Source organism: Sphingomonas sp., from assembly GCF_024508665.1.
In the GTDB taxonomy this organism is placed as follows: Bacteria; Pseudomonadota; Alphaproteobacteria; order Sphingomonadales; family Sphingomonadaceae; genus Sphingomonas.
In genome coordinates this window covers 1-25,571 of record NZ_JANINP010000002.1, presented here as the reverse complement: position 1 = coordinate 25,571, position 25,571 = coordinate 1, and the positions used below count along the sequence as shown (strand labels likewise).

General features: G+C 64.2%; 22 protein-coding genes. 13 read left to right on the top strand and 9 right to left on the bottom strand.

Going from position 1 to position 25,571, the window contains the following annotated elements:
- Positions 1-12 precede the first annotated feature (12 nt).
- Complete coding sequence (locus Q0L25_RS02980; protein ID WP_296611451.1) at positions 13-1,032, top strand: C13 family peptidase; 1,020 nt, start codon at positions 13-15, stop codon at positions 1,030-1,032.
- Here Q0L25_RS02980 and Q0L25_RS02975 read toward each other — a convergent pair.
- From Q0L25_RS02975 to Q0L25_RS02960, 4 genes are all read right to left on the bottom strand, one after another.
- Positions 1,013-2,734: a long-chain fatty acid--CoA ligase gene (locus Q0L25_RS02975; RefSeq protein ID WP_296611450.1), complete on the bottom strand. Its 1,722-nt coding sequence runs from the start codon at positions 2,732-2,734 to the stop codon at positions 1,013-1,015. The genes Q0L25_RS02980 and Q0L25_RS02975 overlap by 20 nt on opposite strands.
- 43 nt (positions 2,735-2,777) lie before the next feature.
- Positions 2,778-2,981, bottom strand: a complete 204-nt coding sequence (locus tag Q0L25_RS02970; protein ID WP_296611448.1) for a hypothetical protein — start codon at positions 2,979-2,981, stop codon at positions 2,778-2,780.
- A 95-nt stretch (positions 2,982-3,076) separates the two neighbouring features.
- Complete coding sequence (locus tag Q0L25_RS02965) at positions 3,077-4,741, bottom strand: diguanylate cyclase (protein ID WP_296611447.1); 1,665 nt, start codon at positions 4,739-4,741, stop codon at positions 3,077-3,079.
- A gap of 100 nt (positions 4,742-4,841) precedes the next feature.
- Positions 4,842-6,047, bottom strand: coding sequence for a hypothetical protein (locus Q0L25_RS02960; RefSeq protein WP_296611445.1), 1,206 nt, complete (start codon positions 6,045-6,047; stop codon positions 4,842-4,844).
- A gap of 149 nt (positions 6,048-6,196) precedes the next feature.
- On the opposite strand from Q0L25_RS02960, the gene Q0L25_RS02955 reads away from it, so the two are divergent.
- A complete protein-coding gene (locus Q0L25_RS02955) occupies positions 6,197-6,736 on the top strand; it encodes a UrcA family protein (RefSeq protein WP_296611444.1) in 540 nt (179 codons plus the stop codon).
- 114 nt (positions 6,737-6,850) lie between these two features.
- Here the strand turns inward: Q0L25_RS02955 and Q0L25_RS02950 are convergent, their stop codons facing one another.
- Entirely contained in the window at positions 6,851-7,846 is a 996-nt protein-coding gene (locus Q0L25_RS02950) for a zinc-dependent alcohol dehydrogenase family protein (RefSeq protein ID WP_296611441.1), read from the bottom strand.
- Between the two features lie 86 nt (positions 7,847-7,932).
- On the opposite strand from Q0L25_RS02950, the gene Q0L25_RS02945 reads away from it, so the two are divergent.
- The gene (locus Q0L25_RS02945) at positions 7,933-8,796 is read left to right on the top strand and encodes a LysR family transcriptional regulator (RefSeq protein WP_296611440.1); all 864 of its coding nucleotides are present in this window, start codon (positions 7,933-7,935) and stop codon (positions 8,794-8,796) included.
- Between the two features lie 183 nt (positions 8,797-8,979).
- On the opposite strand, the gene Q0L25_RS02940 is transcribed toward Q0L25_RS02945, so the two are convergent.
- Positions 8,980-9,615 (bottom strand): cytochrome b/b6 domain-containing protein, encoded by a 636-nt coding sequence (locus tag Q0L25_RS02940; RefSeq protein ID WP_296611438.1) that lies wholly within the window; start codon positions 9,613-9,615, stop codon positions 8,980-8,982.
- A complete protein-coding gene (locus tag Q0L25_RS02935; RefSeq protein WP_296611437.1) occupies positions 9,596-9,826 on the bottom strand; it encodes a hypothetical protein in 231 nt (76 codons plus the stop codon). Before Q0L25_RS02935 ends, Q0L25_RS02940 begins: the two co-directional genes overlap by 20 nt.
- 237 nt (positions 9,827-10,063) lie before the next feature.
- Between Q0L25_RS02935 and Q0L25_RS02930 the strand changes: the two genes are divergently transcribed.
- From Q0L25_RS02930 to Q0L25_RS02915, 4 genes are all read left to right on the top strand, one after another.
- Positions 10,064-10,819 (top strand): ABC transporter ATP-binding protein, encoded by a 756-nt coding sequence (locus Q0L25_RS02930; protein WP_296611435.1) that lies wholly within the window; start codon positions 10,064-10,066, stop codon positions 10,817-10,819.
- Positions 10,816-13,191 carry an ABC transporter permease gene (locus Q0L25_RS02925; RefSeq protein WP_296611433.1) on the top strand — a complete coding sequence of 792 codons (2,376 nt, stop codon included), beginning with the start codon at positions 10,816-10,818 and terminating at the stop codon, positions 13,189-13,191. The genes Q0L25_RS02930 and Q0L25_RS02925 overlap by 4 nt, the downstream gene beginning before the upstream one ends.
- Positions 13,192-13,194: 3 nt before the next feature.
- On the top strand, positions 13,195-14,403 hold the full coding sequence (locus tag Q0L25_RS02920) for an HlyD family efflux transporter periplasmic adaptor subunit (protein ID WP_296611432.1): 1,209 nt from the start codon (positions 13,195-13,197) through the stop codon (positions 14,401-14,403).
- 118 nt (positions 14,404-14,521) lie between these two features.
- Positions 14,522-15,223, top strand: a complete 702-nt coding sequence (locus Q0L25_RS02915; RefSeq protein ID WP_296611430.1) for a VIT family protein — start codon at positions 14,522-14,524, stop codon at positions 15,221-15,223.
- Between the two features lie 102 nt (positions 15,224-15,325).
- Here the strand turns inward: Q0L25_RS02915 and clpA are convergent, their stop codons facing one another.
- Both clpA and Q0L25_RS02905 read right to left on the bottom strand, forming a co-directional pair.
- Positions 15,326-17,641 (bottom strand): ATP-dependent Clp protease ATP-binding subunit ClpA, encoded by a 2,316-nt coding sequence (gene clpA, locus Q0L25_RS02910; RefSeq protein WP_296611429.1) that lies wholly within the window; start codon positions 17,639-17,641, stop codon positions 15,326-15,328.
- A 153-nt stretch (positions 17,642-17,794) separates the two neighbouring features.
- Entirely contained in the window at positions 17,795-17,989 is a 195-nt protein-coding gene (locus Q0L25_RS02905; protein ID WP_296611427.1) for a DUF1192 domain-containing protein, read from the bottom strand.
- 69 nt (positions 17,990-18,058) lie between these two features.
- On the opposite strand from Q0L25_RS02905, the gene Q0L25_RS02900 reads away from it, so the two are divergent.
- The 6 genes from Q0L25_RS02900 to Q0L25_RS02875 all read left to right on the top strand — a co-directional run.
- Positions 18,059-19,060: an NAD(P)H-quinone oxidoreductase gene (locus Q0L25_RS02900; protein ID WP_296611426.1), complete on the top strand. Its 1,002-nt coding sequence runs from the start codon at positions 18,059-18,061 to the stop codon at positions 19,058-19,060.
- A 104-nt stretch (positions 19,061-19,164) separates the two neighbouring features.
- Entirely contained in the window at positions 19,165-19,782 is a 618-nt protein-coding gene (locus Q0L25_RS02895; RefSeq protein WP_296611425.1) for a glutathione S-transferase family protein, read from the top strand.
- 91 nt (positions 19,783-19,873) lie between these two features.
- Positions 19,874-20,755: a UDP-2,3-diacylglucosamine diphosphatase gene (locus tag Q0L25_RS02890; protein ID WP_296611424.1), complete on the top strand. Its 882-nt coding sequence runs from the start codon at positions 19,874-19,876 to the stop codon at positions 20,753-20,755.
- Positions 20,756-20,760: 5 nt separating this feature from the next.
- Positions 20,761-21,783, top strand: coding sequence for a glycosyltransferase family 1 protein (locus Q0L25_RS02885; RefSeq protein ID WP_296611423.1), 1,023 nt, complete (start codon positions 20,761-20,763; stop codon positions 21,781-21,783).
- A gap of 92 nt (positions 21,784-21,875) precedes the next feature.
- On the top strand, positions 21,876-22,559 hold the full coding sequence (locus Q0L25_RS02880) for a DUF1013 domain-containing protein (protein WP_296611422.1): 684 nt from the start codon (positions 21,876-21,878) through the stop codon (positions 22,557-22,559).
- Positions 22,560-22,809: 250 nt separating this feature from the next.
- A partial coding sequence (locus Q0L25_RS02875; RefSeq protein ID WP_296611421.1) for a calcium-binding protein occupies positions 22,810-25,571 on the top strand: 2,762 nt, incomplete at its 3' end.

The following is a 25,571-nucleotide window of genomic DNA, read 5'->3' as shown; positions in this document are numbered from 1 at the left end:
GGACCCGGTCGCATGCGTCACCAGTTTGTCCGTCGCTTCGCCGCGCTGGCGGTAGCGCTTTCCGTTAGCCTTTCGCTGGCGAGTTCCGCCACGGGCCAAGCGACCAGCGCCTATGTCGCGCCCCAGCATACCACCGGCTGGCCGGGTCTCGGTACCGGCGAGGATCAGGGGGCAGCGGAAGCGTCGCTCGAACTCGGCCCCGAACTCGATCGCGATCGGTCGCCGGTCTGGATGCTCGCCGACCAGCGCCGTCTCGACAAGGCACTTGCCGGACTGCAGCCGCAAAAGAGGGGCGTGGTCGATGCCTACGTTCTGGTGGTCGGGCTCGACAGCGATCCGATTTTCGGCCGTGAAGCACGCGAGGCGGGCAAGGTGCTGTCGCGGCGCTACAATGCGCTGGGGCACACGATCGTGCTTGCCGGGACCGATGGGTCCGGCCCGAGCGACTTGCCCAACGGCTCCCCTCGCGCGCTCGCGCTGGCCTTGGCGCGGATCGCAGAGCTGATGGACCGCAACGAGGACGTAGTCGTGCTCTACACCGCCGGTCACGGCGCGCCGATCGGCCTCGCCTATCATGACGGCGACGAGGGGTTCGGGATCATCTCTCCGGCGCGGATGGCACGGATGTTCGACGAACTTGGGATCAGGAACCGCTTGTTGATCCTGTCCGCCTGTTATTCGGGCGTGTTCGTGCCCGGCATGGCGAGTGAGACGACCGCGTTGTTCACGGCCGCGTCGGCCGACCGCACCTCGTTCGGCTGTGAAGCCGATCGCGACTGGACCTTTTTCGGCGATGCGATGATCAACCACGCGCTGCGCCAGCCCGTACCCCTGGCCAAGGCGGGCGAGGACGCGCGTGCGCTGATCGCCCAATGGGAAAAACAGGGCGACGTCACCCCGTCACAGCCGCAGATATCCATCGGCAGCGGCGTCGGTAAATGGCTCGCACCTTTGGAAGCGCGCATGCCGAAGACCGCGACCGCGATGGTCGGCCGTCCGGCAATCTCGATTCTCAGCGACCAGGGGCGCTGATTTTTGCACTCTCCGCTTCGGCCTGCACTTCGGCGAGGAGTTCCTTGCGGCTGAGCTTGCCGACCAGCGTTTTGGGCAGGGCGAGCCGGACGACAACCTGATCGACGCGCTCGTGATGGCCCAGTTGCGGATTGAGCCAGGCCTTGATCTCGTCGCCAGTCGCGGTGGCACCGTCGTTGAGCGTCACATAGGCGCGCGGCTGCTCGCCGCGATAGGTGTCGGGAACGCCGATCACCAAAGCCTCCTTCACCGCGGCGTTGCGATAGAGAATCGCTTCGACCTGGCTGGGGAACACCTTGAACCCGCTTACGGCGATCATGTCCTTCAGCCGATCGACGATATGGATGAAGCCGTCCGCGTCGATCGTGCCGACATCGCCGGTGCGCAGCCAGGCGCCGCCGGCATCGGGCACGAACACCTTGGCATCGGCGTCGGGGCGATTCCAATATCCCTTCATGATTTGCGGGCCACGGACCAGGATCTCACCGGGTTCTCCGTCGGGGGCGGGACGCGTCGCATCCTCCTTGTCGGCCAGCCGCACTTCGGTCGCCGGAATAGGCTGGCCGATCGTGCCCACCTTGCCGTCGCCTTCATAGGGGTTGCACGAAACGACCCCGGAGCTTTCCGACAAGCCATAGCCTTCGATGACATGGGCTCCCGTCGCGGCTTCGAACTTCGCCTTCACTTCGGCGGGAAGCGGAGCACCGCCCGAAATGCAATATTTGAGGCTGGAAAGGTCGGACGACGCCAGCTTGGGATGGTCGAGCAGCGCCTGGTACATCGTCGGCACGCCCGGCAGGGCGGTCGCCTTTGTCCGCTCGATCGCGGCGAGCACCTGTGCGCCGTCGAACCGCGGCAGCATCACGATCATCCCGCCATTCGCCACGGTGCGGTTCATCACGCAGGTATTGGCGAAGACGTGGAACAACGGCAGCACGCCGATGATGCGATCCTCCTGGCCCGGATGCGGGTCCATCCCTTCGACCTGACGGGCATTGGCCGACAGATTCTGATGCGTCAACATCGCCCCTTTGGGCGTCCCCGTCGTGCCCCCGGTATATTGGATCAGCGCCAGATGCGTCACCGGATCGATCGCCGGGAAATCGTGCTTGCCGTCATTGGCGATCAGCGCGGAAAAAGTGGTGATGCGAACATCGTCTGGCCGCCTGGCCACTTCCTTGCCGCGGAACAGGCGATAGAAAAGCGATTTCGTCGCGGGCAGGGCGCCGGCCACCGATCCTACCACCAACCGTTCCAAACGGCTCTTGTCGAGCACCTGGAGCGCCGTCGGCAACAAGGCGCTGGCCGAGATCGTGAACAACAAGTTCGTGCCAGAATCCGCCACTTGCTGGGCAAGTTCGTCGACGGTGTAGAGCGGCGAGAAATTGACCGCGGTCGCGCCGAGTTTGAGAATGCCGTAATAAGCAGCGAGATAATGCGGCACGTTGGGCAGGAACAAGCCGATACGGTCGCCCTGACCATAGCCCAGGCGCGCCAGTCCGGTGGCGACCCGGGTCGCGCCATCCATCACCTCGGCATAGGAATATCGCCGTCCCAGAAAGTCGAGCAATGGCCGTTCCGGATAGGCGCGTGCGCTATTCTCGAACATGTCGACGAGCGACAGTGGCGGGTAATCGGTCGTCCAGGGCGTTGGGTGGCGATAGGCGCTGCCGCGCCACGGGTTTTCCATATCTTGCGTCATTGACACGGATGTAAGCGTCCCGCCGGTCAGGCGGCAAGCGAACTCAGCGGTCGAACGTGCTGCCGCCGGTCCAAGTCAGCAGGAACTTGACCGCGACCACGCCAAGATCGACCGCTGCCTGAATGCGGTGCGGCGTCGGATCGCCGTCTCGGTGGGTCAGAATCTCGATATCGGCCGTCGGGTGGCGCACGATGGCGACGAGCGCGAGAAGCGCCCCAACAGCCATGATCGTCCTGCGATTACGCATATCCTGCGCCTCCCCGCCGTTTCATAGGCGTTTGGCTGCGCAGCGACAAGCCGAGACCGCCGCAATCCGTCGCGATTTCGCGGTCGAAACGAAAGTCAGGCAGCGCGAACAGCGAGCGGGGCGGCGAAGCGGGCGCGATCGCGACCGGCCTGTTTGGCGTCGAACAGCGCGCGGTCGGCGCGTCGATACATCGCCTTCCAATCGGGCTCGGTGACCAGCGGACCGGTGCAGGCGCCGATGCTCGCGGTGACGGTCAGGTCGAACGGCATCCTGGCCGCGCGCAATCTTGCGAGGACCATATCCGGAGTGATGGATTGCTCGGCGGTGCTCAGGATCGCGAATTCCTCGCCGCCCATTCGCGCGATCAATGCCCCCGGGGCCGCTTGGCGCAGCACGCGCGCAAAGACGCGCAGCACTTCGTCGCCCCCGTCATGACCCAATGTCTCGTTGACCCGTTTGAAATGGTCGAGATCGGTCAGCATCAGCGATTGCTTGCCCTCGCGACCGATCGCCTGGCGCAGGAAAGCGCGGCGATTGAGCAGTCCGGTCAACGGGTCCGTGTCGGCCAGCCGCGCGGCGATCACTTCGCGTTCGAGCGCATCGTCGCGCTCGAGGGACAGGAGGCGGATACGATAGGCGATTGCAAGCGTCGACATGACCGCTTCGAATGCCATCGACACCAGGGTCGAATTGTCGAGCCAGAAGCTCCAGGGAATAAGGGTCAGGTTGCCCAACAATCGGAGTGCCGCGAACAGGATCGGTGCTGCCCAGGCGATCGCGAACAGCCAGAGATAAGGACTGCGCTCGGCGCGCGCACGGCGGATGATGGGGACGACGACGACGATGATCGCCAAGAATGCCAGCGAGAATAGCGCGTCGAGGATATGGATGTGCCAGGGCGCGAACAACGCCACCAACGCGGTCGCCACGACGGACGCGGCGGTGATCGCGCTGACCGACTTGCCCACCCAGCCTGCGGTCACCGCGGGTACGAAGAAATAGCGCGCGAAGGTCAAGGCGGTGGCGGCCGCCGCGCACAGCAGAACGTAGTTGAGCCGCAATCGATCGTTGTTGAGCATCGTCGGGTTGAGCCAGGCAAGCGCTCCCGAGGACGTCAGCGCGTAGAGCAGCAAAGCGGCGACCATCGCGCAATAAGCCAGCTGAAACGGGTAGCGCAGCGCCCCCCACATCGCGAAATTGTAGATCAACAATGCAAGGCACAATCCCGCAAATCCGGCATAGATTGCCGCCATTGCCAGGTTCGCCTGGCCCGATTCGTGCGCTGTAGCGATAGTCGGAGCGATCAGGATGCCGCGAAGATTGGCCGCTCCCTCGACGCGCCACATAAGCCGCACCGGAGGACCGATATCGGTCGGTAGCGGCCATTCGATCATCGCGCCGAGCTGAAGATGGCGGGTCGCCTGGCGGCCGTCGAAGCGCCAGCCGCGGATCTTACCATCGGGGTAAAGGGCGTAGAGCGTCGCCGCGTCCTGCCACAAGCTGCCCACGCGCACGCGCGATCGGTTCTGCATGTCCGGAATCGCGTCCAGCGGCTGCGAAATCACCCAAAAATCGCCCGAACCGAACCAGGTCTGGCGGTGTGTGCAATCGAATCGCGCGGCCGCGCCGAACATGGCGCCTGGTCGGTCGCCCGCGCGCACCGGGGCGATGCATGTCGACAATGGCACGCCGACGACGGCACTCCGCGCCTGGACCGGAACCGGCCAAAGCGAGCAGATCGCCAGCAACAGGGCCGTCATAAGCAAGGCGGGTAGACCGGCGAAGCGCATAAGTCTGCCTATCCCCGCGTCCCCAAATTATTGGTAAATCGCGCGCAAGCCATGGTGATCCTCTATTTGCTCAACACGGTTTGAACCCACCCAGCGTAATCCGCGGCTTGCACTTCTTTTTCGGAGCCTCGTTGCCGCCATTGCCGTTCGCGGCGCCGCCGTCATTGTCGCCCATATCCTCCATTCCGGGTATGCCGAGCATGACCGTGGTATTGGAGCGATAGCGAACCTTCGCGGTCCAGTCCGGTTTCCAGGGCAGCCGCGGATTGGCCGGACGCGGCGGATAGGCGAAATTACGTTCGGGACCATAAGCATAGAGCTGGGTCATCATGAACCCGCCGGCCGCGCGCTTCACCTCGGTTGGGATCTGGCAACTGGTCTGGCTGGGCGGCATCACGATCTTGCGGGCGATCAGGCCGGGAACCACGTCGGGGGCGATCCAGTCGGCCAGCCCACCGCCGAATTGCTTGCCGCTCGCCGAGGTCCACCACACCATATCGGCACCTTCGCCGCCCGATCTCTGTGCGCCGATCAGCCAGGCATAATAGCCGGTCGCCAGCGGCACCGAATTCCAGCTCAGCATCTGCGATCCGTCGGATTGCTCGCTGCCTCGCCCGTTCAGCGGCGCCATGAAATCCTGATCGAGTGCGAACTTGATCTCCGGCGAATAATTGCCCGCGACGCGATGATCGCCGATCAGCGAGGAGCCCGGCTTGGCCGACTTGTTGGATTGGCTGTTGGGCCATTCTCCATAGGTGCGCGAGGTAGCGGCCGTCGGGCCGTGGTCGACCGGCACGTCGGCGGTGAACAGGCCGGGCGGAAATTGCTGTTGGCCCAATTTGGAAAAGTCGACGATCACCGGCTGACCCGCTCCGACATGCGCGCCGCAGCCCCAGAAGATCAGCAATCGGCCCTTTGGCCGGCGCATCTCGCCCGGCATCTCTCCGGTCGGCCTCGGCTGGGGCGAGGTCAGTGGAACCGACGGTCCGAGTTGCATGCCTGCGGGCATGAAATGATCCGCCTGCGGCGCCCCGCCAGCCGGCGCCAGCGTCGAGCCCAGGCGCAGGATCAGCGTGTGCGCGACCGAGCCGCCACGACCGCCGCCGAACATCATCTTCATGGGATTGGCACCGCCTGCGCCGAAGCCCGACGTGGTCGCGACGTCCATCTGATAGCGAGCCTTTGGGCCCACCGCCGGAGGGGCCGAATAGCCGATGCTCACGAACGTCGCGATGGCCGCAGCCCCCGCAGCTAACGGAATCAAATGGCGTCGCATGTATTATATTCCCCGCTTTGTTTGCGGCGCTGGATAACATGATCGCCAAGTCCCCAGATTGGACGAACGCGACGGGCAGCTCGCTTGACTCGCGGAACCTTCGGGGTCGTTATGCGATCGGAATGTGGTTAACGAAATGAGGTCGCATGATGACCCGATCGCTTATTCTCGCCGTGCCGGTCGCCCTGTCGGCCGCTGCGCTGATCGCGCCGGCGGCCGCCGGCTCGGATTATTATGATCGCGATGTCCGGACGGCGGTGGTCGGGGTGGGCGATCTGGATCTGTCGACCGGCTGGGGAATGGATCGCCTCATCAAGCGGCTGCGCGGTCGGATCGACGACATGTGCGGCGGGGACGAGGATTGCCGTGACGAAGCCTGGTTGAGCGCCGACTGGCAAGTCGCCCGTGCGGCCACTCGCGACCAGTGGCGCCGCCGCATCGCCTTCGAGCGAGAAGCGGATCGGCGATACTATCGGATGCGACGTTTCTCTCCGCCGCCGCCACCGGTGGTCGCCGAGCCGCCGCGGATCGCCTATGCGCCGCTTCCGGTAGTGCCCGCCCAGCTCGTGTCGAAGACGACCAAGGTGACCACGACCACGATCAAGACGACGACGATCACGCTGACCTATCGAACACCGCCGGCGACGTTTCGTCCTACCTGGAAGCCACGCTGCGCCTGCGTCGAATAGGGCGGCCGACGATTCTCTGGCGGACAGCCGAAAGACGTCGCGTGGTGCCGCATTGCCGTCATCCATCAGGCGCTTTCAGTGCGGGTTACCAACCTTCGTCTGCCCGCGGCATTCTCACATGATATCGATCACGACCTTGCCTGCGGCTCGGCCGCTGGTCAGCACGGCATGTGCCTCGCCGGCCGTGCTCAACGAAAAGGTGCGGGGGTCGGGCCTGGGTGTCAGCTTGCCGGCCTGCACCAGCGCCGCTGCCGCGCGAAGTATCTCTCCGTGATGCTCGCGATCGATGCCGGTCAGCAGCGGAAGCAGGGTGAACACGCCCGAATACGTGCCGCCCTTGAATGACAAGGGCGCAAGCGCGTGCAGGCCCCAGCCCAAAGCGCTGACCACATGTCCGAAGCGCCGCACCGCGACGAAGGATGCGTCGAGCGTCGCGCCCCCGACCGTGTCATAGACGATGTCGAATCCCTCACCGGCAGTAAGGCGGGCGACATAGTCCGCCACTTCCTCCGACTGGAAGTCGATCGCGGTCGCGCCGAAGCCGGTGATGATGTCTCCGTCGCCCGCGGTTCCAGTCGCGAATACTTGCGCACCGTATGCGCGTGCCAATTGGATGGCGACGTGCCCGACCCCACCGGCGCCGCCCTGGACCAGCACTTGCTGACCCGCACCGATACGCGCGCGATCGACCAGGCCTTCCCAAGCCGTGATCACGGCGAGCGGCAGCGCCGCAGCCTGACGCATGCTGAGGTTGGCGGGCTTCGCGGCAATCAGGCGCGCGTCGACGGCGGCATATTCGGCCAGCGAGCCTTGGATGCTGCCCACGCCTCCGGTCATCCCGAACACCTCGTCGCCAACGGCGAACCCGGTCACGCCGTCGCCTATCGCAACAATCGAGCCGGCAAGATCGATGCCCAGGATCGCGGGGAACTCATGCTTGGCGTGTGCCGCGGCCCCTGCGCGAATTTTGGTGTCCAGCGGGTTCACGCCGCTCGCATGAATCCGCACCAACACTTCGCCCGGGGGAGCTACCGGGCGCGGCATCCGAACCAGCGCGAACGGGCCATTTGCCTCATTCACGACGGCGGCGGTCATTTCCGATCCGGACATTTTGCGATCTCCAATCATGGCGCGCACAGGATGGTTGGATCAGGATCGTTTTGCGATCAACGATATCGCATGATATCCATGCAATTGTGCATGCCGATTGGGGTGATATTCGCATATTCCTGGCGATCGCGCGCGCTGGATCGCTCGGCGCCGCGGCCCGGGCTTGCGGGCTGACCCAGCCCACCATGGGACGACGACTGAAGGCGTTGGAGGCCGCGACCGGCCATGTCCTGTTCCAGCGCACCGCGCATGGCTTCGTCTTGACCGACGAAGGCAGCGCGATGCTTCCGCCCGCCGAGCGGATGGAGGAGGAATTCCTCTCGCTCGAGCGTGCGCTGGTGGGCAGCGACCGGCACTTGCAGGGCGGGCTGCGGGTGACCTCTTCGGACTGGTTCGGCGTCCATGTGCTGACGCCGGTGTTTTCCCGCTTTGCGGAGGCGCATCCCGATGTGACGATCGAACTCGTCACCGACAGCAGGCTCTATTCGCTCTCACGTCGCGAGACCGATCTGGCCTTCCGGATTACGCGGTTCGAGGAAGTCGACGTCATTCAGCGGCGACTGATGCGGATCGGCTATGCCGTCTACCGGAAGCGGGGCGCCGGTACCGAGCCGCGGCTCATCACGATGGACGCCGCGCTCAGCCACATGCCCGACGCGATCTGGCTTCGCGAACAATTGCCTGACGTGCCGGTCGCATTTCGGAGCAACGACCGCCAGGCGCAGGCGCGCGCCTGTGCCGAGGGGATCGGCATCGCCGTGTTGCCGTCCGCGCTAGGCGACAACCAGCCGCAGATCGAGCGGCTGGATCTCGGCGGCGCTCCGCCGTCGCGCGACGTCTGGATGGGGTATCACCGCGACCTGCGACGGCTGCCCCGCCTGCGCGCTCTGGTCGATTTCACGGTCGAGCTGCTGGCTGGCGATGCTACTGAAGGTCCAGGCGAGCGTTAGTCTAAAAAGGGGATTGTGCGATCATGAGGTGCCCTGCCGTGCTTGGCCCGGCGCGTCCCGAGCAATCGCGAAGCGGCGGGGCAACTCACGTCATCGCACTCTGGCTAATCCGTTCTGCCGCTCCACAAGGACCCGACGGAAGCGCCGCCGCCTTCGAGCGGGATGACGCGGAACATCGCGCGGTCACCGACGGCTTGGCAGCATGGCCGTCACCACTTCCCGTCCGCTGCGGCGCGTTTCGAACACCACGCCTGCGAGATGCAGCGCGATGAGGACGTAGAGCAAATTGGCGGCGAGTTCGTGGATCTCGCCCAGTGGTCCTTCCTCACCCTCTTCCCCTTCGCCTTCTTCCCGTTCTTCGGTTTCCCGCGCCTCGACGCGCGGTCCAGCCGCCGACGCGGCCGGGGACGACGTCGATCGCGTCTCGCGTGGAGCGCCGGGTAGGCCGGCCATGGCAATCCCGGTCGCGATGATCACCAACAGGCACGCCCAGATAGCATAGACCATCAGAGCGCCGAGCGGGTTGTGCGAGGCATGTACTCGCTTCTCGCCCGTCACGATCTCACGGATGTGCGCGATGGCCGCGCGCGGACTTGGCGGAAACGCCGAGAAGCGCGCTTCGGCAGGGCCGATCACTCCCCAGATCAGTCGTGCTGCGAGGATCGCCGCAAGCGCATAACCCACCCAGACATGCGTATTCGACCCTTCCTCGGTGAATAGGGCGTTGACCAATACCGCGGCAACGATCGACCAATGGGTGATTCGAACGACGGCATCCCAACGGCGCGGTCGCGGAGCGTCAGTCGTCATCACGGTCATGGTCTTCCTCCTTCGCTGGATTGCCGGGTTTCTCGCAGCGCGCCGCGCTGCATGGCGCGGCGTCCGCCTTGGCGGACTGCGGTGCCTTGTCCGCTGCCCGGTCCGCAGCCTGCGGCTGGGGCGAGGCAGCGGGCCGGTATGCCGCCAGTGCGGCAAATGCGATCGCGGATAACGCCGCCACAGAGGCTATGCCGATGAGCTTCGAAACCATGTTTCTTTCTCCAGGTTGGGAAGTCCCGACCTTCGCGGTTCGATCGCATTGCGCCATCGGCTAAGCGCTTATCCCGCCCGGCATACGCACTCGCTTAGGCGGCGAGAATGGACACATTCAGTAATGGCCTGATGAAAATACCCGCGAAGAGCCTTGCCCCGAAATAGGGGAAGCTACGGATTTGGAGGCCATCGGGCGCGGTTTACTGCGGTTCGGAGCAACACGGGGAACGTGATCGTGGCAGCGCCACCGCAGACCGAGCCGGACGCGGTCGACCCGCACCTCGGGCGGCAGATAATCTACCGCGTCGAGAATCTGGCGAAAGTCTATGGTTCGGGCAGCAACGCGGTCCACGCCCTTCGCGGCACGACGTTCGACGTCGCCGAAGGAGAAATGCTGGTCCTGTTGGGGCCCTCCGGCTCCGGCAAGTCGACCTTGTTGAACATCCTGGGCGGACTCGACCACGCCAGTGGCGGCAAGGTCTGGTTCTTCGACCACGAGATCACCGCGTTCGACGATGACGCCTTGACCGAATATCGCCGCCGCAGCGTCGGCTTCGTCTTTCAATTCTACAATCTGGTGGCGTCATTGACTGCCCGCGAGAACGTCTCGCTGATCACCGAGATCTCCGAGGATCCGATGGACCCGGTGGAGGCGCTAGCGATGGTCGGACTGGAAGAACGGCTCGATCATTTTCCGGCACAACTTTCCGGTGGCGAGCAGCAGCGTGTGGCGATCGCACGCGCCATCGCCAAGCGCCCGCGGGTATTGCTTTGCGACGAACCCACCGGTGCGCTGGACAGCCAGACCGGCACGCGGGTGCTTGCCGCGCTCGACCAGGTGAACCGGGAATTGGGCACCACCACCTTCATCATCACGCACAATGCGGTGATCGCCGACATGGCCGGCGAAGTCATGCTGTTCGGCGACGGACAGATCGCCGGACATCGCCACAACCGCACCCGCAAGTCCCCGCTGGAGTTGAGCTGGTGATACGGCTGCGCTCGACGCTTACCGTAAAGCTGTTCCGCGACCTGTGGCGGCTACGCGCGCAAGCGGTGGCGATCGCGTTGGTCACCGCGGCCGGTATCGCGACCGTGGTGATGGCGCAGGGGCTGATCCGCTCGCTCGACGCGACACGCGCCGCCTATTACGATCAATATCGTTTCGCCGAGATCTTTGCCCCACTCGTGCGCGCTCCCGAGCCCGTAATCGCGGAGGTTCGCCGGTTGCCTGGCGTGGCGGCGGCCGACAGCCGGATCAGCGCGCGTGCAACGCTTGACCTGCCGCAGATCGGCGAGCCGGTGTCCGCGCGGGTGCATTCGCTTCCCGCCCCGACGGCCGACGCGCTCAATCGCCTGGTGTTGCGCGGCGGTCGCCTCCCAGAGCCCGAGAACCCGAATGAGGTGGTCGCGAGCGAGCCCTTCGTGCTCGACGCCGGGCTCCGTCTGGGCGACCGCTTCCGCGCCGTATTGTACGGCAAGCAGGTCGAGCTGCGCCTGGTGGGAACGGTGCTTTCGCCCGAGTATATCTATGCGCTCGCGCCGGGTCAGTTCATGCCCGACAATCGTCATTACGGCATCTTGTGGATGGCGCGCGAACCTCTGGCCGCGGCGCTCGATCGCAAACAGGCATTCAATGAAGCGCTCGTCCGGCTCAGCCCCGGTGCCGATTCCGATGACGTGATTCGCCGGCTCGATCTGCTGCTGGCGCCCTATGGCGGGGTTGGGGCCTATTCGCGCAAGCAGCAGATATCTGACCGCTTCATCTCGAGCGAGATCGAGCAATTGCGGACGATGGCGGCGGTGCTTCCGCCCGTATTCCTTCTAGTCGCGGCGTTCCTGCTGAACATCGTATTGGCGCGGCTCGTCGAGACGGAACGCGAAATAATCGGCCTGATGAAAGCATTCGGCTTCCGTAACCGCGCGATCCTCCTTCACTATGCTGCGCTCGCCTTGCTGCTCGCCTTTGGCGGATTCGTTCTCGGTATCGGTCTGGGTATCTGGCTCGGGCGCGCGCTGTCGCAAGTATATCAGCGCTTCTACACCTTCCCGTTTCTCGCATTCCGTGCCGGCCTCGACGTCTATCTGCTCGCGGCGGCCGCGACGCTGGTTCCGGTTCTGCTCGGTGCAACAACAGCTGTCTGGCGATCGGCGCGATTGACGCCCGCCGCCGCCATGCAGCCGCCCAAGCCGGCGGATTTTTCGAGTGCGATATTGGGTCGGCTGACCAATCGGCTCGGTCCCGACGAGCCTAGCAGGATAATCCTACGCGGGCTGCTGCGGCGTCCGCTGCGCACGGCATTGACCGTGCTTGGGCTGGCTTCGGCGTTGGCGCTCTATGTCGCCACCCAGAATGCGCCGGCGAGCATGAACCGGATGATCGAGCTGGGCTTCGGTGCCGCCGACCGATCGGACCTGATGGTCACCTTCGCCGAGGCGCGCGATGCGCGCGCGCTGTACGAACTGGCCCGCATTCCGGGCGTGATCGCCGTGCAGCCGTTCCGGGCCACCGACGCACGCTTTCGAGCGGGTCATTACCTGCTGCGCGAAGGACTCGTCGGCGCCGAGCGCGACGGCGATCTCAGCCGGCTGGTCGACATGCAAGGCGACGCCGTATCGTTGCCGAAAGACGGCGCGATCATTTCCGGTCGGATGGCCCAGGCGTTGGACGTCGGCCGGGGCGATGTCGTCGAAGCGGAAGTGGGCGAGGGGGAGCGGCCAGTGCTGCGGCTACCCGTGGTCGGCGTACTGGACAGCCCTTTCGGAGCAACCGCGACGCTCGATCGCGGCGCGCTCAATCGGCTGTTGCGAGAGGGAAACACCTTGTCCGGCGCCTATCTGGAGGTCGACCCGGCACGGCGCGCGGCGGCGGAGAAACGGCTTGAGCAGAGCCCGATGGTCGCCGGTATCAGCAGGAGCGCCGCTGCAGAGCGCGCGATCCGTTCGACGATCGAGGAGAATCTGCTGACCATGACGCTATTCTATAGCGGCCTTGCCGGACTCGTCGTCGCCGGCGTGGTCTATAACAGCGCGCGGATCAGCCTGTCCGAACAGGCGCGCGATCTCGCCTCGCTGCGCGTCCTCGGCTTTCGGCGGCGCGAAGTCGCCTTCGTCCTGTTGGGCGAGCAGGCCATCCTGCTTCTCCTCTCGCTGCCGCTCGGGCTCGTCGGCGGCGTGGAACTCTGGCGATATCTGGCCGGGCGTTTCAACAGCGACCTGTTCACCATTCCCGTGGTGATCGACCCGCGCGTTCTGGGACAGGGGGTGATCGTCATGGCCGCCGCCGGCGCGGCAACCGCAATGCTGATACGCCGCCGCGTCGACCGGCTCGACCTGGTACGCGCCCTCAAGACGAGAGAATAAGCCGTGGCAGCCAAACGCATCACCGGTCCTCGCATCCTGCTCGCGCTGATCGTCGTCGCGCTGGCGGTCGCCGTCTACGTCGCCACGCGCGTCCCGCCGGTGGAGGTCGAGGCGGGATCGGTCACCCGGGGGCCGATGACGGTGACCGTCGACGACCTGGCCGAAACCCGCGTGCGCGACCTCTATACAGTCTCGGCGCCGGTCGGCGGCGAGCTGTTGCGGGTCCCGCTCAAGCCTGGTGCCCGCGTCGTCGCGGGCGTGACCGTGCTCGCGCGCATCAAGCCGCCCGAGCCGGCACCGCTGGACGCTCGGACGGTCGCGCAGATCGAGGGGAATATAGCAACGCTCGAGGCGCAGGCCGATGCGGCCGATGCCCAGAGCGAAGTGGCGCGAACGGCGGTGACGTTGTCCGGTCGTCAGTTTGCGCGCCTGACTACGCTCTACGGACGAGGGTTCGTGGCCCGCGCGGCTCTCGACGAGGCCGAGGCCGCTCGTGACCGGGCGAATGCAGGACTGCGTTCGGCGCGTCGCACCGCGGAGGCAGCGCACGAAGCGGTGCGCGCGGCACGTGCGGGATTGATCCCGCCCCAGGCCGGCGGCGCTGGGCGCGGAATAGTCGATGTGCGCGCGCCGGTCGGCGGGTTCCTCCTGAGCGTGCCGCAGGAGAGTGCCCGCGTGGTGCTCGCCGGAACGCCGATTGCGGCCGTCGGCGACGCAACGCAGATCGAACTCGTCACCGACCTCTTGTCGGCGGATGCGGTCCAGGTGCAGCCTGGAGCTGCGGTCTCCGTCGAGGATTGGGGCGGCGCGAAACCGCTGGTCGGTCGGGTGCGCCTGGTCGAACCCTATGGTTTTCTCAAAGTATCGGCTCTGGGCGTCGAGGAGCAGCGGGTGAACGTCGTCATCGATCTGCTCGATCCTCCATCCGTCTGGGCGCGGCTCGGTCACGGGTTTCGCGCGACGGTACGGATCACCGTCTGGTCGGCAAATGATCGGGTGCGCGTTCCGGTCGGGGCTCTGTTTCGCAAGGGCGACCAATGGCAGGTGTTTCGGATTTCGTCCGATCGGCGAGTTGGCGCCGTGACCGTCAAAGTGGGCCACATGAATGCCGATTGGGCCGAAATACTTGCCGGGCTCAACCCCGGCGATCGGGTCGTCCTTCACCCCGGCGACAAGGTCACGGACGGCACCCGGATCGCTGTACGCAAATAGGGCAGGAAGGCATCCGCTTCTTTACGGCCCCCGCTATGTCGCCACTACCGGGCACCAACGCCCGCGCTAGGGTAATCTACCTAATGTGTCGCCGATCAAATGATGCGAAGCGAGCGTCATGTCTCGCTTGCATCGCCACGTCGAACGCCACACCGTCGAGCGTATCGGCTGGTTGCGTGCCGCGGTCCTCGGCGCCAATGACGGCATCGTTTCGACCGGCAGCCTGATCGTCGGCATCGCGGCGTCATCGGCCGGAAAGGCGGAAGTGTTGCTCGCCGGTATCGCGGCGCTCGTTGCCGGCGGGATGTCGATGGCTGCCGGGGAATATGTCTCGGTCAGCTCGCAGGCCGACAGCGAAAGAGCAAACCTCGCCAAGGAAAGTGGCGAACTTCGCGATCAACCCGAATTCGAGCGGGAGGAGTTGGCCGGCATCTATGTCGCGCGAGGCCTCACTCCCGAACTCGCCGGTCAGGTTGCCGACCAGTTGATGGCGAAGGACGCGCTCGGCGCTCACGCTCGCGACGAACTCGGCATCTCCGAGCTGTCGACCGCGCGCCCTCTCCAGGCTGCGTTCACTTCGGCGGCAACCTTCAGCGTCGGTGCCGCCGCGCCACTGGTCGTCGTCGCGCTTGCTTCGACGGCTTTGCTCATCCCGCTCGTCACGGTCACCTCGCTCGTCTGCCTCGCCATCCTCGGCGCATTGGGAGCCAAGGCCGGTGATGCCGCGCCGCTGCGATCGGTGGTGCGCGTGACATTCTGGGGCGCGCTGGCGATGGCGTTGACGGCTGGAATCGGCAAGCTCGTCGGGACAGCGGTCTGACGCTGCTGGAACCGGGTGAGCCTTACAACCCGCCCGGTCATAACTCGAAACGGGCCGGGGATCGCTCCCCGGCCCGCTTTTGTTTCCAGTTGAGGTTTCGGCCTATTTGGCCTCAGCTTTGGCGGTCTTCCCGCCTTTCTTGCCTGGCTTCTTGGGCGCCGCCGGGGTGATCTCGAAGGCCAGCGCGCCGTCTTTCATCTTCACCACCACTTCGCCGCCATGGACCAGCTTGCCGAACAGCAATTCCTCGGCCAGCGGCTGCTTGATCTTTTCCTGGATCAGGCGGCCCATCGGACGGGCACCGTAGAGTTTGTCATAGCCCTTGGCAGTCAGCCACTGCTTCGATTCGTCATCCAGGCTGATATGGACGTTGCGGTCCGCCAGCTGCAGTTCGAGCTGCAGGATGAACTTCTCGACGACGCGGGCCACGACTTCCGGCGGCAGATAGCCGAACGGCACGATCGCATCGAGGCGGTTGCGGAATTCCGGCGTGAACATCCGCTGCACGGCCTGTTCGTCCTCTCCCTCGCGAGTCAGGTTACCGAAGCCCACCGTCTCGCGCGCCATGTCGGACGCGCCGGCATTGGTGGTCATGATCAGGATGGTGTTCCTGAAATCGACCGTCTTGCCGTGGTGATCGGTGAGCTTGCCGTTGTCCATCACCTGCAACAGGATGTTGAACAAATCGGGATGCGCCTTCTCGATCTCGTCGAGCAACAGCACCGAATGCGGCTGTTGGTCGACCGCATCGGTCAAGAGCCCACCCTGATCGTAGCCGACATAGCCTGGAGGGGCACCGATCAGCCGGCTGACCGAATGGCGCTCCATATATTCGGACATGTCGAACCGCTGGAGCGGGATGCCCATGATCGAGGCGAGCTGACGCGCAACCTCGGTCTTGCCGACGCCGGTCGGGCCGGTGAACAGGTAATTGCCGATCGGCTTGTCGGGATCGCGCAAGCCCGCGCGGCTGAGCTTGATCGCCGAAGAGAGCTTCTCGATCGCGTCATTCTGCCCGAACACTACCCGCTTCAGGTCGGTCTCGAGCGTCGCCAGCGCTTGCGTGTCGTCCTTCGACACCGATTTCGGCGGGATGCGCGCCATAGTCGCGATCACCGCCTCGATCTCGCGGGTGGTGATCGTCTTCTTGCGGCGGCTCGGCGGCACCAGCATCTGCATCGCGCCGACCTCATCGATCACGTCGATCGCCTTGTCGGGCAGTTTGCGGTCGTTGATGTAGCGCGCGCTGAGCTCGACCGCCGACTTGATCGCGTCTGGCGTGTAGCGGACCTGGTGATGCTCCTCGAACGCCGAGCGCAGGCCGGCCAGGATCTTCACCGTATCCTCGATCGTCGGCTCGTTCACATCGATCTTCTGGAACCGCCGCAGCAAGGCGCGGTCCTTCTCGAAATGGTTGCGGAACTCCTTGTAGGTGGTCGAGCCGATGCAGCGGATCGTGCCGCCCGACAAAGCCGGCTTGAGCAGGTTGGACGCGTCCATCGCGCCGCCGCTGGTCGCGCCCGCGCCTATCACCGTATGGATCTCGTCGATGAACAGGATCGCATCGGGCATCTTTTCGAGCTCGGTCACGACCTGCTTCAGCCGCTCCTCGAAATCGCCGCGATAGCGCGTGCCGGCGAGCAGGGCGCCCATATCGAGCGAATAGATCACGGCGGGCTTGAGCACGTCGGGAACGTCGCCCTCGACGATCTTCCGCGCCAGCCCTTCCGCGATCGCGGTCTTGCCGACGCCGGGATCGCCGACATAGAGCGGATTGTTCTTCGAGCGGCGGCACAGGATCTGAACCGTACGGTCGACCTCGGCCATGCGGCCGATCAGCGGGTCGACCTTGCCGTTCTTGGCCTTTTCGTTGAGGTCGACGGTGAATTGCTTGAGCGCGCTTTCGTTCTTGCCCTTCTCGCTCTTGGTCGACTTCTCTTCCTCGGCGCCCTTGGGAGTCGAAGCCTCGACCGGCGCGCCGCCTTTGCCGACGCCGTGCGAGATGAAGCTGACCGCGTCGAGGCGGCTCATGTCCTGCTGCTGCAGGAAATAGACGGCGTAGGATTCGCGCTCGCTGAACAGGGCGACCAGCACGTTGGCGCCCGTCACTTCGTCGCGGCCCGACGACTGGACGTGCAGGATCGCGCGCTGGACGACGCGCTGGAACCCGCTGGTCGGCGACGGATCGGTCGCCTTGTCGACCTTGAGCGCATCGAGCTCGGTATCGAGATATTGCGCGACGGTCATCTTCAGCTCGTCGAGATCGACGCCGCACGATGCCATCACCTTGGAGGCATGTTCGTCATCGACCAGCGCAAGCAGCAAATGCTCGAGCGTCGCATATTCGTGGCGGCGCGACGAAGCGGCTTCGAGCGCCTTGTGGAGGGTGGTTTCGAGCGCGGAGGCGAAACTCGGCATTATTCAAATACTCCTGTCGGGCCGCAGGAACGCACGACCCTTTCCCACAATGTCGGGATGGATGGGCCTCGCATCAAGCGCTGGCCTTCGCCGCATCATCATGTCGGGAAATCCCCTTAGGGACGTGGCCCGGCGCGAAGATGCGATTCGCGCTCATCGCTTGAATAGAGAGTCAGCGCTTGCGCGATGGTTAACGGCGCGTTGCATATGATTTTTGACGCGTAAGATTTCGCCTTCGAGCAGAGCGATACGCTCCTCGAGCTCGGACACCGACAGCGGATCGAGGTCCTGTTTGATCAGGAGCGCGATCGGGTCGCCTGGGCGCGGAAGATTCTCTTCGGAATCCATGAGCGTGAACGTTGACCCTGGGCCGGGCGATGTCAATAACCCCAGCGGGTTTCCGACGAAGGGGTGCGAATGGACGCGATACCGACCGTGATGCGCGCGATCGATCCGGAACAGCCGGGCGGGCCCGAGGTGCTGCGGATCGTCGACCGCCCTGTACCGACGCCGGGTGAGGGCGAGGTATTGATCCGCGTCGCCGCCGCCGGGATCAATCGACCCGAAGTGCTGCAGCGAATGGGCGCCTATCCGCCGCCGCCGGGCGCGCCATCGATCCCGGGACTGGAGGTTGCCGGCACGATCGTCGCGACGGGCGCGGGCATCGAGCGCGATCTGATCGGCCAACCAGTCTGCGCGCTGATCGCGGGCGGTGGCTATGCCCAATATGCCGTCGCTCCTTATGGGCAATGCCTGCCTGTGCCCGAGGCGTTGACCATGGTCGAAGCGTCGGCGATGCCGGAAACCCTCTTCACGGTCTGGACCAATCTGTTCGAGCGCGGTTTTGCAGCGGAAGGTGACACCGTGCTGGTCCATGGCGGCACCAGCGGCATCGGTACGATGGCCATCGCCCTGTGCAATGTGTTCGGCGTGGAAGTGATCGTTACCGCCGGATCCGACGAGAAATGCGCGGCGGCCAAGGTGGTCGGCGCCGACCACGCGATCAATTACAAGACGCACGATTTCGTCGAAGAAGTGAAGGCGATCACCGGCGGCAAGGGGGTCGCGGTGGTGCTCGACATGGTCGGCGGCGATTATGTGCCGCGCAATTTGCAATGTCTCGGCGATGATGGCCGCCATGTCTCGATCGCGGTGCAGGGCGGCGGCCAGGCGACGATCCCGATCTTCGAGATCATGCGCCGTCGCCTCACGCTGACCGGATCGACGCTGCGTCCGCGCTCGGTCGCGTTCAAGACCGCGGTCGCCGATGAACTCGCGCGCACGGTGTGGCCGCATGTCGAAGCGGGCAAGTTGAAGCCGGTGATCGACACCGTATTTGCCTTCGATCGGGCGCCTGACGCGCACAGTCTGATGGAATCGGGCAATCACGTCGGCAAGATCGTGCTGGAGATCGCCTAGCGGGCGACGGTCATAAGCCGCGTTGATCACCGGCCGAGCGAATTTGGTTGGACCGACGACATGCCCTGCGCTTTTGCTCGCGCCAGACCTGAAGGGGGAGTTCGATGGCCAATCTGATCCTGCACGAATATTCGGCCTCCGGAAATTGCTACAAGATCCGGCTGACCGCGGCGCATCTCGGGCTGAAGCTCGAGCGGCGCGAATATGACATCATGCAGGGGGAGACGCGATCGGACGCCTTCCTGACGGAAGTGAACGCCAATGGCCGCATCCCCGTGCTCCAGGTCGGTGACGATTTCCTGCCCGAAAGCAGCGCGGCGTGCTTCTACCTCGCCGATGGCTCGACCCTGATTCCGGCCGACCGGTTCGACCGCGCCGATATGCTGCGCTGGATGTTCTGGGAGCAGTATAATCACGAGCCCAATATCGCGACGATCCGCTTCTGGATGACCTTGGTTGGCGAAGACAATCTGACCGAGCTGCAGCGCGCGCAATTGCCGGTCAAGCGCACGGCCGGAGACGCCGCACTGACGCTGATGGACGAGCATCTGACGCAGACGCCCTTCTTCGTCGGCGGCCGCTTCACTCTCGCCGACATCGCGCTGTATGCCTATACCCATGTCTGCGAAGAGGGTGGGTTCGAGCTCCATCGCTACCCGGCGGTCCAGGCATGGATCGAACGAGTCGCCGCATTGCCGGGGCATATCGCCATCACCGATTGAATCGGCGGCACTTTTTCAAGTCATCACGATTCGATCTGTAACAAAACTTCGCCATAGGCCCGACAACGTCATCCGTCGGGGCTCGTGACGCATGAATGAAATGACGAAATTGTTACAGGACGGTACTATCGCCGACCTGTCGGACTTCGCGAATTCGAAGCCTGCTATTCCCGAGCGGGCGACGCATAGCCGTCGTCAGTACCGGACCATATGGATCAGCGACGTCCATTTGGGGACCAGGGGCTGCAACGCCGAAATGCTGATCGACTTTCTCGACCATGTCGACAGCGAAAAGATGTATCTGGTCGGCGACATCATCGACGGCTGGCGGCTCAAGAAGAAACTCTATTGGCCGGCCGCGCATAACGACGTGGTGTGGCGGTTGCTTAAGCGTGCCAAGCGCGGCGCCGAGGTCGTCTATATCCCCGGCAACCATGACGAAGTCGTGCGGCAATTCTGCGGGCTCGATTTCGGCGGCGTGGCGATACGGCGCAACGCGATCCATGAAACCGCGGACGGGCGTCGGTTGTTGGTGCTGCATGGCGACGAATTCGACGCGATCACGCTTTCCCACCGCTGGCTCGCCCATGTCGGCGACGCGGCCTACGAGACGATGATGGCGCTCAACCGGCTGGTCAATCGCTGGCGGCGTTTCTGGAACATGCCCTATTGGTCCTTGTCCAAGCACGCCAAGGCCAAGGTCAAGAACGCGGTCGAGTTCATTTCGAATTACGAGGACGTCGTTGCGCAAGCCGCGGCGCATCGCGGCGTCGACGGCGTGGTATGCGGCCACATCCACACTGCGGAATATCGTGAAATTCACGGCGTTCACTATTATAACGACGGAGATTGGGTCGAAGGCTGTACCGCATTGGTCGAGCATTTCGACGGTCGGATGGAGGTGTTGCACTGGGCCGACGAAATCAAAGGAAGGCAGGCCCAAGTCCCCTGCTTGACGCTAGCGGCGGCCTGACGAACGTGCGGATCGCGATCGTCACCGATGCCTGGAGCCCGCAGGTCAACGGCGTCGTGCGCACCTTGCAATCGGTCCGCGACGAACTGGTGCGCCAGGGGCATGATGTGCTGATCGTATCGCCCGACCTGTTCTATTCGATGCCGTGCCCGACCTATCCGGAAATTCGGCTGGCTTTCGCCTCGACCGGATCGGTCGGCCGCATGCTGGAGGAATTCAGCCCGCAAGCGATCCATCTAGCGACCGAGGGGCCGGTATGTCTTGCCGCGCGGCGCTGGTGCCTGGCGCGCGATTTCCCCTTCACCACGGCCTATCACACGCAATTTCCGGATTATGTCGCGGCGCGAACGGGCGTGAATCCCGAATGGGTGTGGCGCTATATCCGCTGGTTCCATTCGCCCGCGCAGTCGATCCTCGCCTCCACCGCCTCGATCGCCGAGACGCTCAAGGCCCATGGCCTGACCCAGATCCGCCATTGGGGACGCGGCGTCGACCTCTCGACCTTTGGCAATCCGACGCCCGATCCGGCGATCCGTGCCTTGCCAGGCCCGGTCCAGCTCTATGTCGGCCGCGTCGCGATCGAGAAGAATATCGAGGCGTTCCTGACTGCGACGCATCCGGGGTCCAAGGTGATCGTCGGCGACGGTCCGGCGCTCGCGTCGCTTAAGGCGAAATATCCCGACGCGCATTTCCTGGGGCCCAAATTCGGCGCCGATCTCGCCGCGGCTTATGCCGCCGCCGACGTCTTCGTCTTTCCGAGCAAAACCGACACGTTCGGGCTGGTGATGATCGAGGCGCTCGCCTGCGGCACCCCGGTTGCCGCTTATCCGGTCACTGGACCGATCGACGTGCTGACGCCCGAAACCGGCGCGATGCATGACGATCTCGACCAGGCGATCGCCGAGGCGCTGACCCGCGATCGCGCCGCGTGCCGCGCTTATGGCCAGGGCTTCACCTGGGCCAAGAGCGCGCACCAGTTCCTCCATGCTCTGGTGCCGGTCGGCGGTGACGAGGCGCTGGCGGCGTAGAGCTTGCCCCGCGCGGCCAATCGGATTAAGTCCAGTGCAACGACAGGCCGCTCCGCGAGGGGCGGCCCTATTTATTTCTGACGGAGAATTTCGTGGCTCAGCCGCTCATGCCCCATGCGACCGCGTCCTGGCTGGTCGACAATACCTCGCTCAGCTTCGAGCAGATCGCCGAATTCTGCGGCCTGCATATCCTGGAGATCCAGGCGATCGCGGACGATACCGCCGCGACCAAGCTGACCGGCCGCGATCCGGTGCGCGCGCACGAGCTCACGATGGACGAGATCGAAAAGGGTCAGAAGGACCCGAACTACGTCCTCAAGATGTCGAAGGGGCCGGAGCAAATCCGCCGCACCAAGGGGCCGCGTTACACGCCGGTCTCGAAGCGCCAGGACAAACCGGACGGCATCGCCTGGATCATCCGCAACCACCCGGAAATCTCGGACGGTCAGATCTCCAATTTGATCGGCACGACGCGCACGACGATCGCCGCGATTCGTGATCGCACGCATTGGAACATCGCCAACATCACGCCCAAGGATCCGGTGACGCTCGGCTTGACCACGCAGCGCGAACTCGACGCCGCGGTGACCAAGGCGGCCAAGGCGCACGGCATCGAGGCGCCGGTCGACACACGGCTCGAGGGCGACCGCGAGGCGCTGATCGAACAGCTCCGCGCCGAACGCGAACAGGCCGCGCGCGATGCCGAAGCGGCGGCGGGCGAGGGCGAGGATACCGGCCCGGTCGAGCATACCGCAGAGACGCTGTTCAAGCATTGACTAGGGCCGTAACGGCCAAATCAAGAAATTGGGAGGCGGCTAAGAGGCCCCATGTGACTATGGTCATCGGGCGGACGCCAAGACAAGGAAAGGCGGCAGGTCGGCTCGGTCCGCCGCCTTTTAATTTGTCCAATTTGCCGCCCACCCAAATCGGTCCTTAAAGATCGAAGGATTTTGCTCGAATTGCTGTAAATCATATTGGCAGTCCGTCGCGAGATGATACGCTCCCTCCAAGCTTGTGGAGGGAAATATGGCGGATTTCGAGGGCGGTTCCGGCAACGACACCTTTGTCGGGACGGCTGATCCGGAGAAGATCAACGGAAACGGCGGCAATGACACGCTGTCCGGGGCTGGCGGCAACGACGTGATCTCGGGCGGCGCCGGCGCCGATACGATTAATGGCGGCGACGGCGACGACATTCTGTTCTCACAAAATCCGGATCCGAACGCGTATCCGTTCATCAGTTATCGAGCAGCCTCGACCGATTTCGGGACAGAGGTCGACACGCTGATCGGCGGCAACGGCGATGATTATATCGTCGCGGGCTATGGCGACAATGTCGACGGCGGGGCTCAAGGTTCCTTCGGCAATCGGCTCTATATCAGCTTTCAAGGTGCAACGAGCGGTGTGAACGCGGACTTTCGGCTGCTCTGGACGCAGCCGTCAATCACGATCGGCGGCGGTGTCATCACCAATATCCAGGAAATCGGCTATCTGGAGGGGAGTAATTACGACGATCTCCTCGTGCCGATCGACACCTATTATCCTACGGGGGCCAACGTTTACGGACGTGGCGGAAACGATCACATCATTGCTGATTATTACTCCGGTTGGGCTGGCGGCAGCCTCTACGGAGGCGACGGCAATGACGTCATCGACGCTAGGCCGGCGGGATATGCTCCAGCTAGCTATGGTGATGCCGGTGACGACACCATCTACGGTGGTATAGGCGTGGCCTATGGTGGTGACGGAAACGACACCATCAATGGCGGCTCGATGACGTTTGGCGGCGCCGGCAACGACACTATCAATGCCGAGATCAGCTTTTACGGGCCGGTCCATTACGGCAATGGGGGCGACGACACTCTCAACGGTAGCGCCGGCCAAGAAACAATGGCGGGGGGGTCCGGTGCCGATACCCTTTACGGTAATGACGGCAACGATGTCCTTTATTCGGGGGTTCCTGACGATGCGACAAGCATCGACCCGACAGCGCAAAGTGCGGCGGATGCCGGCCTCGATCACGATCGACTTTTTGGGGGCGCCGGTGACGACCACCTGTCGATCGGTTATGGCGACGATGCCGATGGCGGAAGCGGTACCAACACGCTGACACTTTCGCTCCTGGGTGCCGGCGCGGGAGTTACGCTGAACGTCGGCACGCTGCTCGGCGCCGGCACCACTCTCGGCGGCGGTATGATCACCAACATCCAGGCTGTTGATATCGTCTGGGGTTCGGCCTTCGCCGACGTCATCACTATGCCCGATCAGGCATTCACCGCGGTCGTTCACGGCGGCGCCGGCAATGATCAGATCAGCGGGGGCACGACCGCGCTGACCATCTATGGTGACGACGGCGACGATACGCTGATTGGCACTACCGGCAACGATACGATCGACGGTGGCGCCGGTAACGATACGATCACCGGCGGCGCGGGGCTCGATGTGATCCATGGCGGTGCCGGCTACGACACGATCAATATCGGCGATGGCGATTTCGTTGCGGGAGAGGTTTACGACGCTGGCGCCGATGGCGGGCGGCTAGTCGTCACCGCGTCGACATTGGTCGATCTCTCAACGGCGACCGTCACTTCGTTCACCGACCTCTCGGGCGGTAACCTCAAGATGACCGCGGCGCAGTTCCTGCAGTTCAACACGATCACCGGATCGACGATCACGCTCACCGATGGCGGAACGATCACGGGTCACGTCAGGATCGCGGACCTGTCGAACACCGTGATCAACCTCGCAGCGATCAGCACCGTGTTCAACGCCGTCTATTCCTTGGGACTGCCGGGCGACGGCGCGCTCACGATCAACGGCAATATCGGCAACGACACCATCTACGCCACCGATCTCAACGACACGGTGAATGGCGGCGACGGCAATGACACACTCTACGGCCTGGGCGGTTTCGACTATCTGAGCGGCGGCATGGGCAATGACGTGCTCGACGGCGGCGCGGGCGTCGATGATATGACCGGCGGGCTCGGCGATGACACCTATTACATCGACACGGCGAACGACGTCATCCACGAGAACGCTGGCGAGGGATTTGACACCGAAATCGGCGCCGTGGCCTTCGTTCTGGCTGACAATGTTGAGCACGGCATCCTGTCGGGCACGAACGCGGTCAATCTGTTCGGCAATGGTGGCGACAATTGGCTGACCGGCAATGACGGTGCGAACACCCTATACGGGCTCGGCGGCAATGATCGGCTGGAAGGCGGCGCGGGCGCCGATACGCTGATCGGCGGCACGGGCGACGACACCTATGTTTGGGACGGCATCGACACGATCGTCGAAAATGCCGGAGAGGGTAACGACACGGTCGAAAGCGCGATCACCGCATCGCTGGCCGCCTTCGCCAATGTCGAGAACCTGACGCTGACGGGTAATGCAGCGATCAACGGTACCGGTGACGCCAATGCCAATGTGATCCGCGGCAATTCCGCGGCGAACACGCTGGATGGCGGTGCGGGTGCGGACCTGATGTACGGCGGTGCGGGCGACGACACGTACGTGGTCGACAATGCCGGCGACAAGGTGTTCGAGAACGCCAACGAGGGCACTGACACGGTTCGATCCTCAGTGAGCTTCACGCTCGGCGCCAATGTCGAGAATCTGGTCCTGACCGGGACCGGCAACATCAACGGTACCGGTAATGCCGGCCAGAACACGATTACCGGCAATGCCGGCAGCAACCAGCTCGATGGCGGCGGCGGCGGCGACACCTTGCAGGGTGGTGCGGGGAACGATGTCTATTACGTCCGCAACGCCGGCGACGTGAT

Coding starts and splice junctions, on each gene's coding strand:
- Q0L25_RS02980 (WP_296611451.1), top strand. CDS start 13: ATGCGTCACCAGTTTGTCCGTCGCTTCGCCGCGCTGGCGGTAGCGCTT.
- Q0L25_RS02975 (WP_296611450.1), bottom strand. CDS start 2,734: ATGACGCAAGATATGGAAAACCCGTGGCGCGGCAGCGCCTATCGCCAC.
- Q0L25_RS02970 (WP_296611448.1), bottom strand. CDS start 2,981: ATGCGTAATCGCAGGACGATCATGGCTGTTGGGGCGCTTCTCGCGCTC.
- Q0L25_RS02965 (WP_296611447.1), bottom strand. CDS start 4,741: ATGACGGCCCTGTTGCTGGCGATCTGCTCGCTTTGGCCGGTTCCGGTC.
- Q0L25_RS02960 (WP_296611445.1), bottom strand. CDS start 6,047: ATGCGACGCCATTTGATTCCGTTAGCTGCGGGGGCTGCGGCCATCGCG.
- Q0L25_RS02955 (WP_296611444.1), top strand. CDS start 6,197: ATGACCCGATCGCTTATTCTCGCCGTGCCGGTCGCCCTGTCGGCCGCT.
- Q0L25_RS02950 (WP_296611441.1), bottom strand. CDS start 7,846: ATGTCCGGATCGGAAATGACCGCCGCCGTCGTGAATGAGGCAAATGGC.
- Q0L25_RS02940 (WP_296611438.1), bottom strand. CDS start 9,615: ATGACCGTGATGACGACTGACGCTCCGCGACCGCGCCGTTGGGATGCC.
- Q0L25_RS02935 (WP_296611437.1), bottom strand. CDS start 9,826: ATGGTTTCGAAGCTCATCGGCATAGCCTCTGTGGCGGCGTTATCCGCG.
- Q0L25_RS02915 (WP_296611430.1), top strand. CDS start 14,522: ATGTCTCGCTTGCATCGCCACGTCGAACGCCACACCGTCGAGCGTATC.
- clpA (WP_296611429.1), bottom strand. CDS start 17,641: ATGCCGAGTTTCGCCTCCGCGCTCGAAACCACCCTCCACAAGGCGCTC.
- Q0L25_RS02905 (WP_296611427.1), bottom strand. CDS start 17,989: ATGGATTCCGAAGAGAATCTTCCGCGCCCAGGCGACCCGATCGCGCTC.
- Q0L25_RS02900 (WP_296611426.1), top strand. CDS start 18,059: ATGGACGCGATACCGACCGTGATGCGCGCGATCGATCCGGAACAGCCG.
- Q0L25_RS02895 (WP_296611425.1), top strand. CDS start 19,165: ATGGCCAATCTGATCCTGCACGAATATTCGGCCTCCGGAAATTGCTAC.
- Q0L25_RS02890 (WP_296611424.1), top strand. CDS start 19,874: ATGAATGAAATGACGAAATTGTTACAGGACGGTACTATCGCCGACCTG.